This is a genomic window from Halomonas ramblicola, from assembly GCF_030409215.1.
In the GTDB taxonomy this organism is placed as follows: domain Bacteria; phylum Pseudomonadota; class Gammaproteobacteria; order Pseudomonadales; family Halomonadaceae; genus Halomonas; species Halomonas ramblicola.
The window spans coordinates 448,194-462,819 of record NZ_JAUFPL010000017.1 but is presented as its reverse complement, the minus strand read 5'-3'; the positions used below and the strand labels follow the sequence as shown (position 1 = coordinate 462,819).

The 14,626-nt window shown below is 64.1% G+C and carries 13 protein-coding genes; 8 read left to right on the top strand and 5 right to left on the bottom strand.

Annotation, left to right across the window (positions count from 1 at the left end; all coding sequences use genetic code 11):
* The first annotated feature begins 278 nt into the window (after positions 1-278).
* From QWY80_RS06520 to QWY80_RS06495, 6 genes are all read left to right on the top strand, one after another.
* Complete coding sequence (locus QWY80_RS06520) at positions 279-908, top strand: nucleotidyltransferase domain-containing protein (protein WP_290229916.1); 630 nt, start codon at positions 279-281, stop codon at positions 906-908.
* Complete coding sequence (locus tag QWY80_RS06515) at positions 901-1,188, top strand: hypothetical protein (protein WP_290229915.1); 288 nt, start codon at positions 901-903, stop codon at positions 1,186-1,188. Before QWY80_RS06520 ends, QWY80_RS06515 begins: the two co-directional genes overlap by 8 nt.
* A 79-nt stretch (positions 1,189-1,267) precedes the next feature.
* Positions 1,268-1,471: a hypothetical protein gene (locus tag QWY80_RS06510; RefSeq protein ID WP_290229914.1), complete on the top strand. Its 204-nt coding sequence runs from the start codon at positions 1,268-1,270 to the stop codon at positions 1,469-1,471.
* Entirely contained in the window at positions 1,468-1,929 is a 462-nt protein-coding gene (locus QWY80_RS06505) for a hypothetical protein (protein WP_290229913.1), read from the top strand. The genes QWY80_RS06510 and QWY80_RS06505 overlap by 4 nt, the downstream gene beginning before the upstream one ends.
* 434 nt (positions 1,930-2,363) lie before the next feature.
* The gene (locus QWY80_RS06500) at positions 2,364-2,909 is read left to right on the top strand and encodes a GNAT family N-acetyltransferase (protein WP_290229912.1); all 546 of its coding nucleotides are present in this window, start codon (positions 2,364-2,366) and stop codon (positions 2,907-2,909) included.
* Positions 2,910-3,301: 392 nt separating this feature from the next.
* Positions 3,302-5,542, top strand: a complete 2,241-nt coding sequence (locus tag QWY80_RS06495; protein ID WP_290229911.1) for an OsmC domain/YcaO domain-containing protein — start codon at positions 3,302-3,304, stop codon at positions 5,540-5,542.
* A gap of 46 nt (positions 5,543-5,588) precedes the next feature.
* On the opposite strand, the gene QWY80_RS06490 is transcribed toward QWY80_RS06495, so the two are convergent.
* Positions 5,589-7,634 carry a tetratricopeptide repeat protein gene (locus QWY80_RS06490; RefSeq protein ID WP_290229910.1) on the bottom strand — a complete coding sequence of 682 codons (2,046 nt, stop codon included), beginning with the start codon at positions 7,632-7,634 and terminating at the stop codon, positions 5,589-5,591.
* Between the two features lie 103 nt (positions 7,635-7,737).
* Here QWY80_RS06490 and QWY80_RS06485 point away from each other — a divergent pair, with 103 nt between their 5' ends.
* The gene (locus QWY80_RS06485) at positions 7,738-8,106 is read left to right on the top strand and encodes a truncated hemoglobin (RefSeq protein WP_290229909.1); all 369 of its coding nucleotides are present in this window, start codon (positions 7,738-7,740) and stop codon (positions 8,104-8,106) included.
* A 328-nt stretch (positions 8,107-8,434) separates the two neighbouring features.
* Here the strand turns inward: QWY80_RS06485 and fabF are convergent, their stop codons facing one another.
* The gene (gene fabF, locus QWY80_RS06480) at positions 8,435-9,700 is read right to left on the bottom strand and encodes a beta-ketoacyl-ACP synthase II (protein ID WP_290229908.1); all 1,266 of its coding nucleotides are present in this window, start codon (positions 9,698-9,700) and stop codon (positions 8,435-8,437) included.
* 91 nt (positions 9,701-9,791) lie between these two features.
* On the opposite strand from fabF, the gene QWY80_RS06475 reads away from it, so the two are divergent.
* Complete coding sequence (locus QWY80_RS06475; protein WP_290229907.1) at positions 9,792-10,433, top strand: TetR/AcrR family transcriptional regulator; 642 nt, start codon at positions 9,792-9,794, stop codon at positions 10,431-10,433.
* An 89-nt stretch (positions 10,434-10,522) separates the two neighbouring features.
* Here the strand turns inward: QWY80_RS06475 and QWY80_RS06470 are convergent, their stop codons facing one another.
* The 3 genes from QWY80_RS06470 to QWY80_RS06460 all read right to left on the bottom strand — a co-directional run bounded on the left by QWY80_RS06470 (position 10,523) and on the right by QWY80_RS06460 (position 14,530).
* Positions 10,523-11,422 carry a hydroxymethylglutaryl-CoA lyase gene (locus QWY80_RS06470; RefSeq protein WP_290229906.1) on the bottom strand — a complete coding sequence of 300 codons (900 nt, stop codon included), beginning with the start codon at positions 11,420-11,422 and terminating at the stop codon, positions 10,523-10,525.
* Between the two features lie 241 nt (positions 11,423-11,663).
* Positions 11,664-13,703, bottom strand: coding sequence for an acetyl/propionyl/methylcrotonyl-CoA carboxylase subunit alpha (locus QWY80_RS06465; RefSeq protein ID WP_290229905.1), 2,040 nt, complete (start codon positions 13,701-13,703; stop codon positions 11,664-11,666).
* A complete protein-coding gene (locus QWY80_RS06460; RefSeq protein ID WP_290229904.1) occupies positions 13,700-14,530 on the bottom strand; it encodes an enoyl-CoA hydratase-related protein in 831 nt (276 codons plus the stop codon). The genes QWY80_RS06465 and QWY80_RS06460 overlap by 4 nt, the downstream gene beginning before the upstream one ends.
* Positions 14,531-14,626 lie beyond the last annotated feature (96 nt).

Below are 14,626 nucleotides of genomic sequence, written 5' to 3'. Positions count from 1 at the left end.
CATGATGGCGGCTCGGTCTTCAGCAGAGAGATGGCGATAGCAGTAAGTCATGGCAACACCGTACCTGATGAGTTACGTGTTGCACTTGGTCATTGAGACCGCCATCCTGCGTTGCTGGGCAGTTACGTTGCTGCAGCGAAGAGCGCTCCACAAGTATTCCTTGGTATTTCTCGGCCAGATGGATTTTCAGGTCTACTTTTAGCGGGTATCACAGCTTTGAGGTATGTAATGCTCGCTTGCTTAGTTTCAATTCTCGTTAAACGATTTAGTCGCCGATAATGCATATATACGCCTTTGGATCAATCTGCCGTGGTGATATTTCTGTTGATTCAGATATCGATCTTCTCGCGCTTGTGGAAGGTCGAGATTCTCGAATCAATCCAGACAAGTTTTCGATTTATTCGTACGCTCGGATACGGGAACTTTGGGAGCTTGGTAACGCCTTCGCTTGGCATCTATCCCTTGAGAGCCGCCTAGTTTACAGTGCTGATGGAAGTGATTTCCTTAAAAGCCTCGGGGAGCCGTCCAATTACACCGAAGGAGCAGCCGACTGCTCAAAGTTTCGAAATATCTTTGATTCATCATTCCGGTCTATCAAAAAGGGTTCGCCGAGTCTAGTGTTTGAACTTTCAACGATTTTTCTAGCTTTGCGAAACATCTCCACCTGTTATTCACTTGCAAGGATGAATATCCCAACCTTTGGAAGAGATTCGGCGAGAAGGCTTGGGCCAAGGAGCCTGAATATTGACGATGACGTCTACTATTTATTGATGCAGGCTCGTCTATTATCGACAAGAGGTGTCGGTGAGAGTGTTAGTGAAATTGATTTGACTGTTGTAATTCCGGAGTTGGAGCGCTGCCGCTCTTGGATTGATGAAATATGCCATGAGGTGAATATTGATGGATGAGTTCGTAAGCCGAATGGCAACGCAGAGACAAGTTTTGGATATAGTTAACTCAAGACTAGAGCTTGATGAGAAGCTCTTAGGATTGTCATCCAGTGCGATTGATCGCTGGGCTGTGTCCAACCAGCTTGGCCCTTCTTCTGAAGTGGTTAAGTTGTTGAAAAACATTTCATCACAGCTGTTTTTTATGGCCACTCGTAGCCAAGAACCAGTGAGTAGTGAATACGAGTTGAGAAAAGAAAAGATTATTGAGGCGGTCACCGTATTGGAGAATACCGTATAACCAGTGGCTTTTGCCGGACGTATCTACGCTCCGCTCCGGTACGCCGCAAAGCCAAGCGTTATACGCAGGAGGAGAAAAGATGGACGCCAAAACAAGAAACATAATCGCTCTATTAGTAATCGGACTCTATTTGATTGTGGTGCTTTCCCTTCTCGTGTGGAATATGGTAAGTGAGGCTGGTGATATGGGGCTGTTCTTCGATCATTTAAACAAAGCTAACTTTCTTCTAGGGCCCGTTGGTTTTGTGATGGGATACTATTTCAAAAAGGACAAAGAAGAATGAAAATAATCCTTTGTGCGGTATTAGCGGTTATGCTTGCCGGCTGTGCATCTACAGCATCAAAGAATACAGACCCATTTTTGTTTGAATATACTCCTGTTGCACGAGCGTCAATAGATAATTCAGATGTTGCGCTTAATGAGGTGGTGAGCCTACTTGAGGCGGAAGGGTTCTTGGTGTCGCCAAATGCAATATTCGGCACAGCCACTACTGATCCAAAGGACGTCGGATACCAATACTGGCGAACGACCAATGAAAAATGGAAGATTTCTTACCAAATAGGAGTGCAGGTAATCGAAACGAGAAAGGGGATGCTTTACTGGAAACTATCCCATAAAATTATCGGTTCACGCACAGGGAAGCAAGATAGGCTGTTCGAACCCAGTGATTTTGAAGTGACAGAGTCAGAAATTAACAAATTAACTCGAAGGTTGACGAGGCTGTTAAGTGCAAGCGCATAACAAAGAAAATTCGCGCGGACGGCGAAAAGCGCCGCTCCTTTGTCGCTCTGCTTTTCGTCGCCGGTGATTTGTGGCGTTGAGGTTTTAGAAAAAGTCTAGGCATTGTAGAAGGATGTGCTCGTACGAAAAATCTGACCAAATCTTCTGTTGCAAGCTGGTATGGGTTTTACGAGAGAACGCGAAATGCAGTACAGAAATTGATCGATTCGTGGTTTTTGAAAGGCTCTTACCTTTTGCTACAGCCTCGTTAGGTGTCTGAGTTGCCAAAAAAGAAGTCTTCCCGCTCTCCGATTGCACCGGTAAAATGCCGTTATATGGCGAGAGTCGAAGCCGCTCCCCCCCAATCCCACCCATCATCTATACTCTCTATATCACTCACAACCTGATCGCTGGGTGTACACCGCTTGTCGCGTTGGGCGGCGAGGAGTCCCTGCATGGCCAAACCCAAGCAGCACGACAGTGACTTTCTACTACGCAAAGCTGATGACGCTGATATTCCTACCTTGGTCGAGTTTCTTTCCAAGCTGGCCATGCATGTGGCGGGGGCGCAGACGCAGCGATTGAAAACCAAGGAGCGTCAACGGCTGGTGGAGGCACTTTCTAGTGCACTGGCGGATACGGACAAGCTGATTATCGTGGCAGAGGTGCCGGATTACGGCCTCGTGGGCATGGGGGATGTGGCCGTATGGCGAAACGAGGGCATTTGGGAGCAGGCGAGCGCGGAGGTCGATAAATCCGGGTTTATCGATGATGTGTGGGTGGAGACGGAATTCAGGAAACGCGGTATTTTTACTGCCATGCTCTGTGAGTTGGTGGCTTTTGCCGAGCACCATGGCGCGCAGGAGCTGGTTCTGGAATATTCGCTCGCCAATGAAGAGGCCAAGGCGACCTGGAATACGTTGGGCTTTGAACCCACTGGCGTGCGTGCGGCGGCATTTACCGGAAATGTCAAAAAGATATTGACCGATCGGCCCTCCTGAGGGCTGCACTATAGCCTGTGCAGCTCTGGAGGGGGTCACTTCAGTGCCTCCGGTGTGTTGCCGAGGGCGGCGATGGCCTCCTTGATCACGCTGCCGGGGACGCCGCGGCGCACGGTGCGGATGAACTCGGCGCTGTCGTCGAAGACGGCGGGATCCAGGCCCCCGCGACGACCTCGCGCAGCTCGGCGGTGGACATGGCATCTCCTCCTGACGGGGCAACACCCTCACCATACGTCGTTTTGAAGATGCCGGCACATCGATATGATGCTGTACGGGGTGCCTGATCGGTGAATTTTTGTGCAATCCCGAGACGGGCGGCGCCAAAATCGGGATAATGGCGGGTTTTCCTCCATCGCTCTGCCGCCCACGCTCAACCGTTCGGTGCCGTCCCCATGGAAATCAAGGTCAACTATCTCGACAACCTCCGCCTGGAGGCCAGGTTCGACGACTTCACCGTCATCTCCGACCAGCCGATCCGCTACAAGGGCGACGGCTCGGCCCCCGGCCCCTTCGACTACTTCCTGGCCTCCTCGGCGATGTGCGCGGCCTACTTCGTCAAGGTCTACTGCAAGGCGCGGGACATCCCCACCGAGAACATCCGCCTGGCGCAGAACAACATCGTCGACCCGGAGAACCGCTACAAGCAGATCTTCAAGATCCAGGTCGAGCTGCCGGAGGACATCTCCGCCAAGGACCGCGAGGGCATCCTGCGCTCCATCGACCGCTGCACGGTCAAGAAGGTGGTGCAGACCGGCCCCGAGTTCGAGATCGAGGTGGTGGAGAACATCGACGAGGACGCCCAGGCCATGCTGATGGGCGTGCCGCAGGGCGAGGCGACGGCAGGGCAGGGCACCTGGATCGAGGGCAAGGACCTGCCGCTGGAGCAGACCATCGCCAACATGACCGGGATCCTCGCCGACCTGGGCATGAAGATCGAGATCGCCTCCTGGCGCAACATCGTGCCCCACGTCTGGTCGCTGCATATCCGCGACGCCGCCTCGCCGATGTGCTTCACCAACGGCAAGGGTGCCACCAAGGAGAGCGCGCTGTGCTCGGCGCTGGGCGAGTTCATCGAGCGCCTGAGCTGCAACTTCTTCTACAACGACCAGTTCTTCGGCGAGGAGATCGCGGGCAGCGCCTTCGTCCACTACCCGAACGAGGAGTGGTTCCAGCCGGGGCCGGGCGACGCGCTGCCGGCGGGCATCCTCGACGCCACCACCCGGGCGATCTACGACCCGGACGGCGAGCTGCGCGGCTCGCACCTGATCGATACCAACTCCGGCAAGACGGCCCGCGGCATCGTCGCCTTGCCCTTCGTGCGCCGGTCGGACGGCGAGACGGTCTACTTCCCCTCCAACCTGATCGAGAACCTCTACCTCAGCAACGGCATGAGCGCCGGCAACACCCTGGCCGAGGCCCAGGTGCAGTGCCTGTCGGAGATCTTCGAGCGGGCGGTGAAGCGGGAGATCATCGAGGGCGAGATCGCGCTGCCGGACGTGCCCATGGCAGTGCTCGAGAAGTACCCCGATATCCTCGAGGGCATCCAGGCGCTGGAGGCCCAGGGCTTCCCGGTGCTGGTCAAGGATGCCTCGCTCGGCGGGCAGTTCCCGGTGATGTGCGTCACCCTGATGAACCCCAAGACCGGCGGTGTCTTCGCCTCTTTCGGCGCCCACCCGAGCTTCGAGGTGGCGCTCGAGCGCAGCCTCACCGAGCTGATGCAGGGCCGCAGCTTCGAGGGCCTCAACGACTTCCTGCCGCCCACCTTCAACTCGCTTGCCGTCACCGAGCCCAACAACTTCGTCGAGCACTTCATCGACTCCTCCGGGGTGGTGTCCTGGCGCTTCTTCAGCAGCAAGGCGGACGTCGAGTTCGTCGAGTGGGACTTCTCGGGCAGCAACGAGGAGGAGGCCGCCGGCCTGTTCGGCATCCTCGAGGAGCTGGACCTGGAGGCGTATGTGGCCGTCCATGAGGACCTGGGCGCGCCGGTGTGCCGCATCCTGGTGCCGGGCTATTCCGAGGTCTACCCGGTGGAGGACCTGGTCTGGGACAACACCAACAAGGCCCTGCTGTTCCGCGAGGACATCCTCAACCTCCATGCGCTGGACGATGACCGGCTGGCGGCCCTGCTGGAGCGCCTGGAGGAGAGCCAGATCGATGATCACGAGGACATCATCACCCTGATCGGCATCGAGTTCGACGAGAACACCGTCTGGGGGCAGCTCACCATCCTCGAGCTGAAGCTGCTGATCCACCTGGCGCTGGGCCAGCACGAGGAGGCCCTGGACCGGGTCCAGATGTTCCTGCAGTACAACGACAACACCGTCGAGCGCGGCCTGTTCTACCAGGCGGTGAATGCGGTGCTGGAGATCGCCCTGGACGACGAACTGGAGCTTTCCGACTACCGCTACAACCTCGGCCGCCTGTTCGGCGAGGAGACCCTGGAGGCGGTGATCGGCTCGGTGAATGGCGAGGTGCGCTTCCACGGCCTGACCCCCACCAGCATGGCGCTGGAGGGCCTGGAGAGGCACCAGCGCCTGATCGAGAGCTACCGGAAGCTGCACGCGCACCGCGCCAAGCGGCATGCCGCTGCCGGTAGGACGCGGGTGACCCGACCCGAAGGGTTGCCGGGCTAACCGCGCTCAGCGTTAGCGCACCTGCACACGGCATGCGTGAGAGCGGTCAGGTCTTCCAGTTCACCGGTGCACGGGGATCCGGCTCGTAGGCGAAATAGGTACCGGTGCGTATCGTCCTGTCCAGGTGCTCGCCGAGGCTCGAATGGTGCCGGGCAATCCTATCCAGGGCGTAGCGTAGCGAACGGGTCGTGCTGGTGCGTGCGCGCTCTACGCCACCGCCGACGCTTCGGGCCCGACCGTTCAGGCCGACGCCGCGGCGGAGTTCGTCGATGAGAAACTGGCGATCGGCACGCGCGAGCTCCGCGCGGTGCAGGTCGTTGTTCGCCTCGGCCTCCGCGATGTCCTCTTCCGTCTCGGCGAGCCGCTGCCGATAGGCCTCGCGCGCCTTCGAATCGAACACCTCCAGTCCACACTGGGTACTGACGCCGAGATCCTCCGAAGGCTCGCCGACGGTGAGCGCCCCGCGCTCCACCGATACCAGGTCGAGGACGTGGAACTCCCGGCCGGGCTCCGTCAGCAGGCGTTCCAGGTAGCGCATGCCCTTGAGATCCCTCAAGTGAACAGTGGTGCCGCTGAAGGTCACCCTTCGCATATCGCCCTCGCGGCAGAAGACGCAAGGCTCGGAGCCGGCATCTTGCCGCGAGGGCGTCGCCGGCACCTGTTCGCGAGCCAGGTTCGCCCAGTGCCCGGCGTTGAGCTCCTCGAACGCTCGACAGGCGGCGTCGAGCTCAAGCTCAGCCGACCTGTCGTCGCCCGCCGCGCGGTGGGCCGCGGCGAGCTCGACGCGCAGAGTCGCCGCCTCGAATGGCATTCGCAGCGAGATCCATTCCATGACGGCTTCGCTTAGCAGCCGGATCGCTTCGCCTCCCAGCCCGTCGTGCAGCGCCAGGCGACCCTTCGCGGCGAGCGCCGAGTTGTGCAATGTGCGACTCTGATACGTCCGGGCGATCTCCGCAAGGTCGGCGGCGGCGTCTCGCGCCGCGTTATCGTCTCCGGCCGCCAGCGCGATCACGACCTGGGCTTCGCGCAGGGGCGCCCGTCTCAGGCCCCCCGTCGGCGGGCGCTCCTTCGAGGGGACGTCGAATGGGAACTCGAGGGCGCTCTCGATCATCGAGAAGGCGTCATCGACGCGTCCCTGGGCCAACCGCAACAACGCCAGCCCCGGCTGCGGGAGCCAGGCATTCTGGTGGGCCGCCAGGAATGCATCCTCGGCACCCGCGAAATCACCCTTGCGCAGCCGCGCGTTGCCGAGCTCGGTCAACGGCCAACCGAACTCCCGCCGCATCCAGGGGCGCAGCTCTTCGCAGGCCAGCAAGGCTTCCTGTTCGGCGGAGTCGCAAGGCCCGCGCAGGCGCATGATCTCCGCCTGGTGCACCCGGCAGCGGCCGTGGAGGCCCCCGAACGCCGCTCCCTGGCGCCAGCGCTCCATGGCTTCGGTCCACTCTTCGGCTCGGTCGTGCTGGCCGATCCACTGCATCGCGCAGATGAGCTCGCACCACATCTGTCCGGTGGTGAGGGGATCGAGGTTACCCGAGCTCAACTCCACGGCCACATCGTCCAGTGCGCGAAGTCCTTCATCGACCTCGCCGTCATGGATACGGACCCTGGCCAGGGCCACCTGGCCGATGATCGAAGGCGGCGCCAGGGCGTGCCTTTCCCCTCCTTCCATGGCCCGTCGGGCCCATTGCTCCGTCCCCGGCATGTCGCCACACATCAGGCGCTCGTAGGTGCGCACCGCGGCGAGCCACGCCCAGACCGGGCTCTCGGGCGCGTCTTCCACCAGGCGTTCCGCCCGCGACAGCCAGGCCCGCACGGTGGCCATCAGGCCCGTGTCCATCATCAGGTACATGCCCACCATGACCGCGGCGAACGCCGCCTCGTGGGTGCGGTGGTCTTCCAGGTGCAGGTGGTAGAGGTCGCCATAGGCGGCCAGCGTGCCTTCCAGATCGCCGGCCCCATACGCCGCCTGGGCGCGCAGCTCCAGCAGCTCGGCCGAGGGTGGCGCGGTCAGCCCGGCGAGCAGCTGCTGTGCCCGGACGAAGTCGCCGCTGTCGAGGGCAGCGCGAACAGGCGATAGCTCCGTTGCAGTCATCGCTTGGCCCTTCTTGTTTCGGTTGTCACAAGGATTGTCACGCTCTTTGGGGTAGGTGCCCAGTGCACCTGGCGAGCAACCATCCAAGAGAGGAGCAAGTGCCATGAGTGACACCCTGTATGACAGACTCGGCGGTTTCGCCGGTATCGACAAGCTCGTCAATCGCATTGTCGAGCTGCACCTCCAGAACGACGTCGCCGGACCCCGGTACCGAGCCCTCGATGAGGCGGCAATCGACCACGCCCGCGAGAAGGTCAAGGAGTTCCTCGCGGCCGGCTCCGGCGGACCGGTGGAGTACACGGGGCGCTCGATGATCGAGACGCACACCGGGATGAACGTCAGCGCGGCCGAATTCGTCGCCGTGGTCGACGACATCCTGCAGGCCATGCAGGAGATGGAGTATCCGCAGCCGGTCTGCAACGAGGTCCTGGGCGTTGCCTATTCGCTCAAGGAGGAGATCATTCATCGATAGGCCGAGGCCGTGCCAACCCACACCCGACGCTCATGGAGAATGGAAGAAGAACACGACAACGCAAGCGAGCTATCGCCTCGAGGGCACCATGCTGGAGATCTGCTCCTGTGCCGTGCCCTGTCCCTGCTTCATCGGGGAGGATCCGGACGGCACCACGGCCACGCTTCACGACAGCGCCTTCACCACCGTGAAGGGTCTGGGGCAGCCTGGCCCTCTTCCTGGTGGCCTGGCAGGTACATATTGCCGCCGGTGATCACCACCACATCGCCCGCTGGCGGCAGCGACATGGCCTCCTCCAGCAGGGCGGGGCGCGCCTAGGCAAGCCGCGCTACGGCTTGCTGAGGATCAGGGCGGCATTCACCCCGCCGAAGCCGAAGCCGTTGCACAGCACGTGCCGGGTGGGGTGTTCGCGTGCCGTGCCCGCCACGAAGTCCAGGTCGTGCAGGTCCTCGTCGGCATTCTCCAGGTTCCGGGTGGGGGGCAGGCGGTCGTGCATCGCCGCCAGGGTGGAGAAGATGCTCTCCACCCCGCCGGCGGCCCCCAGCAGGTGGCCGGTGCTCGCCTTGGTGGCGGAGATCGGGATGCCGGCGAGGGCGTCGCCGAAGACGTTGCGCAGCCCGGCGATCTCGGCACGGTCGCCGACCGGCGTCGAGGTGGCGTGGGCATTGATGTGGTCGATCGCCTCGGGCGTCAGCCCCGCCATCTTGAGTGCCGCGCGAACGGCCGCCGCGGCCCCCGCGCCGTCTTCCGGGCCGGCGGTGATGTGGTGGGCGTCGGCGCTGGTGCCATAGCCGCTGAGAACGGCCAGGGGCGTTGCCCCACGGGCCTCGGCGTGGGCCAGGCTTTCGATCACCAGCAGCCCCGCGCCTTCGCCCATGACGAAGCCGTTGCGTGCCTGGTCGAAGGGGCGCGACGCCCTGGCGGGGTCGTCCTGCTCGGTGGAGAGGGCCTTCATGGCGTGGAAGCTGGCCAGCGAGAGCGGGTCGATGCAGGCCTCGGCGCCGCCCACCAAGGCCACCTCGGCCTCGCCGCTGCGGATCAGGCGCATGCCATCGCCGATGGCCTGGATGCCTGCCGCACAGGCGGTCACCGGGCAGCCCAGCGGCCCCCGAAAGCCATGGCGAATCGAGACGTTGCCCGCCGCCAGGTTGGCCAGGAAGGCTGGCACGGTGAACGGGGAGAGCCGGCGATGGCCGCGTGTCATCAGGGTGTTCTGCGCCTGGGTGATGGTGGGGAAGCCGCCGATGCCGGAGCCCACGATGGTGGCGGTGGCCAGGCGGTCCGCATCGCTCGTCGGGAACCAGTTGGCCTGGGTCAGCGCCTCTTCGGCGGCGGCCATGGCGTAGAGGCTGAAGAGCTCCATCTTGCGACGCTCCTTGGCGTCGACCACCCGGTCCGGGTCGAGGCCGGCCTCGGGGTCGTCGGCGATGTCGGGCACCGAGCCCGCCACCTTGATCGGCAGGTCGCCGGTATCGAAGCGGGTGATCGTGGAGAGGCCGGAGCGGCCGGCGAGGAGGCGCTCCCAGCCCGCCTTGACGCCGCAACCCAGCGGGCTGACCATGCCCATGCCGGTGATAACGAGTGGTGATTGCATGGTAATGTCCTGAACAGCTTGGGGTTATGCCACGCTAGCACCGGGCTTGATATGATCAAGGTAATATTCAGCGTGAGAATGTGAGGTCGCCATGCCCTACTCGGCAAACCACAAGGCGAGATCCCGTGAGCGCATCCTCAAGTCGGCCATCGAGCTGTTCAGTCGCCAAGGCTTCGAGAAGGTCTCCATCGGGCAGATCATGAAGCTGGCCAAGATGACCCACGGGGCCTTCTACGCGCACTTTGCCTCGAAGGAAGCGCTCTATCATGCCTCGGTGCGGGAAACCCTGGAGAGCAGCCGCGCGGCCAGGCTGGTCAAGGGGCCTCTATCAGTGAAGCACCTGACGGAGCTGGTTGCCAACTGCTGGAACCTTCAGGAACTGGAACGCAAGCGGAAGCCGGGGCCGGAGGCGGTGCTGTTCAACGAGATCGGCAACGAGAACGCCGAGGTTCGCACGCTGTTCGAGGCCTCCTACCTGCGCATGAAGAAGATGCTGGAGACCCGGCTCATCGCCCTGGCCCGCCTGAAGAAACTGCCCTTCGAGCCCGATCGCGAGGTCATCGCCGAGAAGTCGCGTGCCATCCTCGCCTCGCTGGTGGGCGCCGTGGCCATCGCCAAGAGCCTGCCCGGCGAGCAGGAGCGTCAGCACATCCTGAACGCCGCCCAGCGCAACATCCTGCAGATGCTCGGTGTCGACGAACGCGAGCTGGACGGCATGCCGGGCGCCGTGTAGCGAACCTTTCCTTCCGGTCGCCGAGTTTCCCGACGAACGAGCCCCCGCGCCAGGCGACTGGCGCGGAGGCTCTTGCGTTTCGGGGGCGGTTATCGGGCGGCGAGGGCTACGCCGACCTTGGAGCGGTTGGGGCGGCCGATGGCCTGGGTGATCCAGGTACCGGTGGCGGCCAGGGCGTCGAGGTCGACGCCGCTGTCGATGCCCAGGCCGTCGAGCAGGTAGACCACGTCCTCGCTCGCCACGTTGCCCGAGGCGCCCTTGGCATAGGGACAGCCGCCCAGGCCGGCCACGGAGCTGTCGACCACCGCCACGCCTTCCTCCAGCACGGCGTAGAGGTTGGCCAGCGCCTGGCCGTAGGTGTCGTGGAAGTGGGCGGCGAGCTGGGCCATGGGAATGTCCTTGCTCACGGCTTCGAGCATGCGCTTGGCCTTGAGCGGGGTGCCGGTGCCGATGGTGTCGCCCAGCGAGACCTCGTAGCAGCCCATCTCATGCAGGGCCCTGGCCACCTCGGCGACCTTGGCGGGGGCGATCTCGCCCTCGTAGGGGCAGCCGAGCACGCAGGAGACGTAGCCGCGGACGCGGACATTGGCCTGCTGCGCGCGTTCCAGCACCGGGGCGAAGCGCTCCAGCGACTCGGCCACCGAGCAGTTGATGTTCTTCTGCGAGAAGGCCTCGGAGGCGGCGCCGAACACCGCGACCTCCTCGACGCCGCACTCCAGGGCGGCTTCCAGGCCCTTGAGGTTGGGGGTCAGCGCCGAGTAGGTGACGCCGTCCAGGCGGGCCAGGTTCAGCATCACCTCGCGGTGGTCGGCCATCTGCGGCACCCACTTGGGGGAGACGAAGCTGGCCGCCTCGATATAGGAGAGGCCGGCGGCGCCGAGGCGGTCGATCAGTTCGAGCTTGGTGGCCGTGGCGATCGGCTCGGGTTCGTTCTGCAGCCCGTCGCGGGGGCCGACCTCGACCAGGCGTACGTGTTGGGGGAAGGCCATTTGGGTCTCCAGCAGTCTGGGGGGCCGCTGTAGGAGGGCAACTTTGTTGCGCGATTGGCGCCGATAGGCGCCCGGAGGCGTTGCCTATGTCGTCGGCGTCGTCGGGAGGCCTGCGGCCTCCAGTCGCGCAGCGGAGCTGCCCTCCTACCGAGCGGCGTTGCCTGCGTTGTCGGTGTTGCCGGCGTCTTCGGGAGGCCTGCGGCCTCCAATCGCGCAGCGGAGCTGCCCTCCTACCATCTCTTCATGCGTTGGGGGTGAATTCGAGTAGGACGTCGCCCTGGCCCACGGTGTCGCCGGCGTTGAAGTGGAAGCTCTCCACGTGGCCGTCGGTGGGGGCGGTCATGGTGTGCTCCATCTTCATGGCTTCCATGACCATCAGCGGCATGCCTTTCTCGACCGACTGGTTGGGTTCCACCAGCAGCGCTACCACGGTGCCGTGCATGGGCGCGGTGAGGGTGGACTCGGCCTCGCGGTGGCCGTGGTCGATGGCGTCGATGCGCCGCCAGAACAGCCGGGTCTCGCCGCTGGGGTCGACCATGATCACCACATGGCCGTCGCGCCGCGCCTGCAGGCGGCGGCGGTGGCCGTTCAGCGTCACCGCCACGGCATCGCCTTCCAGGTGCTGGATGCGCGCGGTGAGGGTCTCCTCGCCGATCGTCAAATGCCAGGGGGCGGCGTCGCTGTCGCGGGTGCCCTCGACCACCACCACGGCCTCGCTGTCGTCGGGATCCTGGGCATGTGCCGGATCGCACAGGGCGATGCGGATGGTGTGGGGGGCGTTGAGGCGGAAGCCGTCATGGCGGTCCCAGGGGGAGTCGCTCTCGCACTCCCGGGCCAGCTGGCTGAGCCCGATCAGCGCCGCGCCGGCGTACTCCTCCACGCGATAGCGGCGCGGGGCGAAGAGGGTGGCCTCGTTCTTCTCGATGAAGCGCGTATCGAGTTCCACGGCCTTGAAGGCCGGATGCGTGGCCAGGCGCTGCAGGAAGGCGCGGTTGGTGATCACGCCCTGCACGTCGAGTGCCGCCAGCGCGCGGTTGAGGGTGGCCAGCGCCTGGTCGCGGTCGTCGCCGTGAACGATCAGCTTGGCGAGCATGGGATCGTAGTGCATGGAGACGGCGTCGCCGGTTTCCACGCCGCTGTCCAGGCGCACGCGCGACGGATCGAGGCCGGCACCGGCCAGGTCGAGGCCGAAGCGCTCGAGCCGCCCGGTGGCGGGCAGGAAGTCCTGCTCGGGGTCCTCGGCGTAGAGGCGCGCCTCGAAGCTATGGCCGGTAATCGTCAATTCCTCCTGGGCGAGAGGGAGCCGCTCGCCCATGGCCACGCGCAGCTGCCACTCGACCAGGTCCTGGCCGGTGATCATCTCGGTGACCGGGTGCTCCACCTGCAGGCGGGTGTTCATCTCCATGAAGTAGAAGCTGCCATCCGCATCCAGCAGGAACTCGACGGTGCCGGCGCCCACATAGCCGATCTCCTTGGCGGCGCGCACCGCGGCCTCGCCCATGTCGCGGCGCAGCTCGGGCGTCATGCCGGGAGCCGGGGCCTCCTCGAGCACCTTCTGGTGGCGGCGCTGCACGGAGCAGTCACGCTCGAAGAGGTAGACACCTGCCCCGTGGGCGTCGCAGAACACCTGGACCTCGACGTGGCGCGGTTGGGTCAGGTACTTCTCGATCAGCATGCGCTGGTCGCCGAAGGCGGCCTGGGACTCGCGGCGGCAGCCGTCCAGTGCGGCCTGGAAACCGGCGGCGGACTCCACCACCCGCATGCCCTTGCCGCCGCCGCCGGCGCTGGCCTTGAGCAGCACCGGGTAGCCGATCTTGTCGGCCTCGGCCTTGAGCAGGGCGTCGTCCTGGGCCTCGCCGTGGTAGCCCGGCACCAGCGGCACGCCGGCGTGGGCCATGCGCGCCTTGGCGGCGGACTTGTCGCCCATGGCGGCGATGGCCGAGGCGGGCGGGCCGACGAAGGTGATGCCGGCGGCGTCCAGGGCCTCGACGAAGGCACCGTTCTCGGAGAGGAAGCCGTAACCGGGGTGGATGGCGCCGGCGCCGGTGCGCCGGGCGGCTTCCACCACCGCCTCGATCTTGAGGTAGCTCTCGCGGGCCGCGGCGGGGCCCAGGCGCACGGCCTCGTCGGCCTCGCGCACGTGGCGGGCCTCCGCGTCGGCATCGGAGTAGACGGCCACGGTGCGCAGGCCCATGGCGCGGGCGGTGCGCATCACCCGGCAGGCGATCTCGCCGCGGTTGGCGACCAGCAGGGTATCGAACTTGTTCACGTCAGGGGTCATGAGCGGGGCTCCGCGGCGTTGTTCTCGGATGGGTGCCAGGCCGGGCGGCGCTTCTCGAAGAAGCTGGCCAGGCCCTCCTGGCCCTCGGCGCTCACGCGCAGTTCGCTGATCACCCGGCAGGTGTGCTCGCGGGTGGCCTCGGAATCGGGCTCGCGGGCCACCGCGGCCAGCAGCGCCTTGGTGGCGCGGCTGGCCTGGGGCGAGGTGGCCAGCAGGGTGTCGAGCATGGCGTCGACGGCATCGTCCAGGGCGTCGTGTTCCACCACCCGGTGGGCCAGGCCCAGCGCCAGGGCGGTGGGCGCATCGATCACCTCGGCGGTGAGCGCATAGCGGCGCATCTGACGCTCTCCCAGGGCGCGCTGCACATAGGGGCTGATCACCGCCGGCGACAGGCCGATCTTCACCTCGGAGAGGCAGAACCTGGCCTTCTCGGAGGCGACGACGATGTCGCAGCAGGCGGCCAGGCCCACGGCGCCGCCGAAGGCGGCCCCCTGCACGCGGCACACGCTGGGGCAGGGCAGGGTGTCGAGGCCGTGCATCAGTGCGGAGAGCTTGCGCGAGTCGGCGAGGTTGCCCTCGAAATCGTACTCCACCATGCGCTTCATCCAGCCGAGGTCGGCGCCGGCGGAGAAGCTCTTGCCCTCCGAGCCCAGCACCACCACGCGCACCTCGCCCTTCTCGGCGGCCTCATGCAACCGCGCCAGGTGGGCGTTGAGCTCGGCGATCAGGGCATCGTCGAAGGCGTTGTGCACCTCAGGGCGGTCCAGCGTCAGCCAGGCGACGCCGCGCTCGTCGATCTCGAGTCTTGAGTAGCTTGTCTGTGACATCTCGGACCTCTATCGAAAAGATTGAAGAGGGAAGAGCGGCGCTTCGCGCCTGGAAGAGGGAAGAAAACCCCTTGTTAAGCTGCGCAAGTTCTTCCT

What these genes read in the sequence shown, in the direction of transcription:
- QWY80_RS06520 (WP_290229916.1), top strand. Translation starts at nt 279, where the DNA reads ATGCATATATACGCCTTTGGATCAATCTGCCGTGGTGATATTTCTGTT.
- QWY80_RS06515 (WP_290229915.1), top strand. Translation starts at nt 901, where the DNA reads ATGGATGAGTTCGTAAGCCGAATGGCAACGCAGAGACAAGTTTTGGAT.
- QWY80_RS06510 (WP_290229914.1), top strand. Translation starts at nt 1,268, where the DNA reads ATGGACGCCAAAACAAGAAACATAATCGCTCTATTAGTAATCGGACTC.
- QWY80_RS06505 (WP_290229913.1), top strand. Translation starts at nt 1,468, where the DNA reads ATGAAAATAATCCTTTGTGCGGTATTAGCGGTTATGCTTGCCGGCTGT.
- QWY80_RS06500 (WP_290229912.1), top strand. Translation starts at nt 2,364, where the DNA reads ATGGCCAAACCCAAGCAGCACGACAGTGACTTTCTACTACGCAAAGCT.
- QWY80_RS06495 (WP_290229911.1), top strand. Translation starts at nt 3,302, where the DNA reads ATGGAAATCAAGGTCAACTATCTCGACAACCTCCGCCTGGAGGCCAGG.
- QWY80_RS06490 (WP_290229910.1), bottom strand. Translation starts at nt 7,634, where the DNA reads ATGACTGCAACGGAGCTATCGCCTGTTCGCGCTGCCCTCGACAGCGGC.
- QWY80_RS06485 (WP_290229909.1), top strand. Translation starts at nt 7,738, where the DNA reads ATGAGTGACACCCTGTATGACAGACTCGGCGGTTTCGCCGGTATCGAC.
- fabF (WP_290229908.1), bottom strand. Translation starts at nt 9,700, where the DNA reads ATGCAATCACCACTCGTTATCACCGGCATGGGCATGGTCAGCCCGCTG.
- QWY80_RS06475 (WP_290229907.1), top strand. Translation starts at nt 9,792, where the DNA reads ATGCCCTACTCGGCAAACCACAAGGCGAGATCCCGTGAGCGCATCCTC.
- QWY80_RS06470 (WP_290229906.1), bottom strand. Translation starts at nt 11,422, where the DNA reads ATGGCCTTCCCCCAACACGTACGCCTGGTCGAGGTCGGCCCCCGCGAC.
- QWY80_RS06465 (WP_290229905.1), bottom strand. Translation starts at nt 13,703, where the DNA reads ATGACCCCTGACGTGAACAAGTTCGATACCCTGCTGGTCGCCAACCGC.
- QWY80_RS06460 (WP_290229904.1), bottom strand. Translation starts at nt 14,530, where the DNA reads ATGTCACAGACAAGCTACTCAAGACTCGAGATCGACGAGCGCGGCGTC.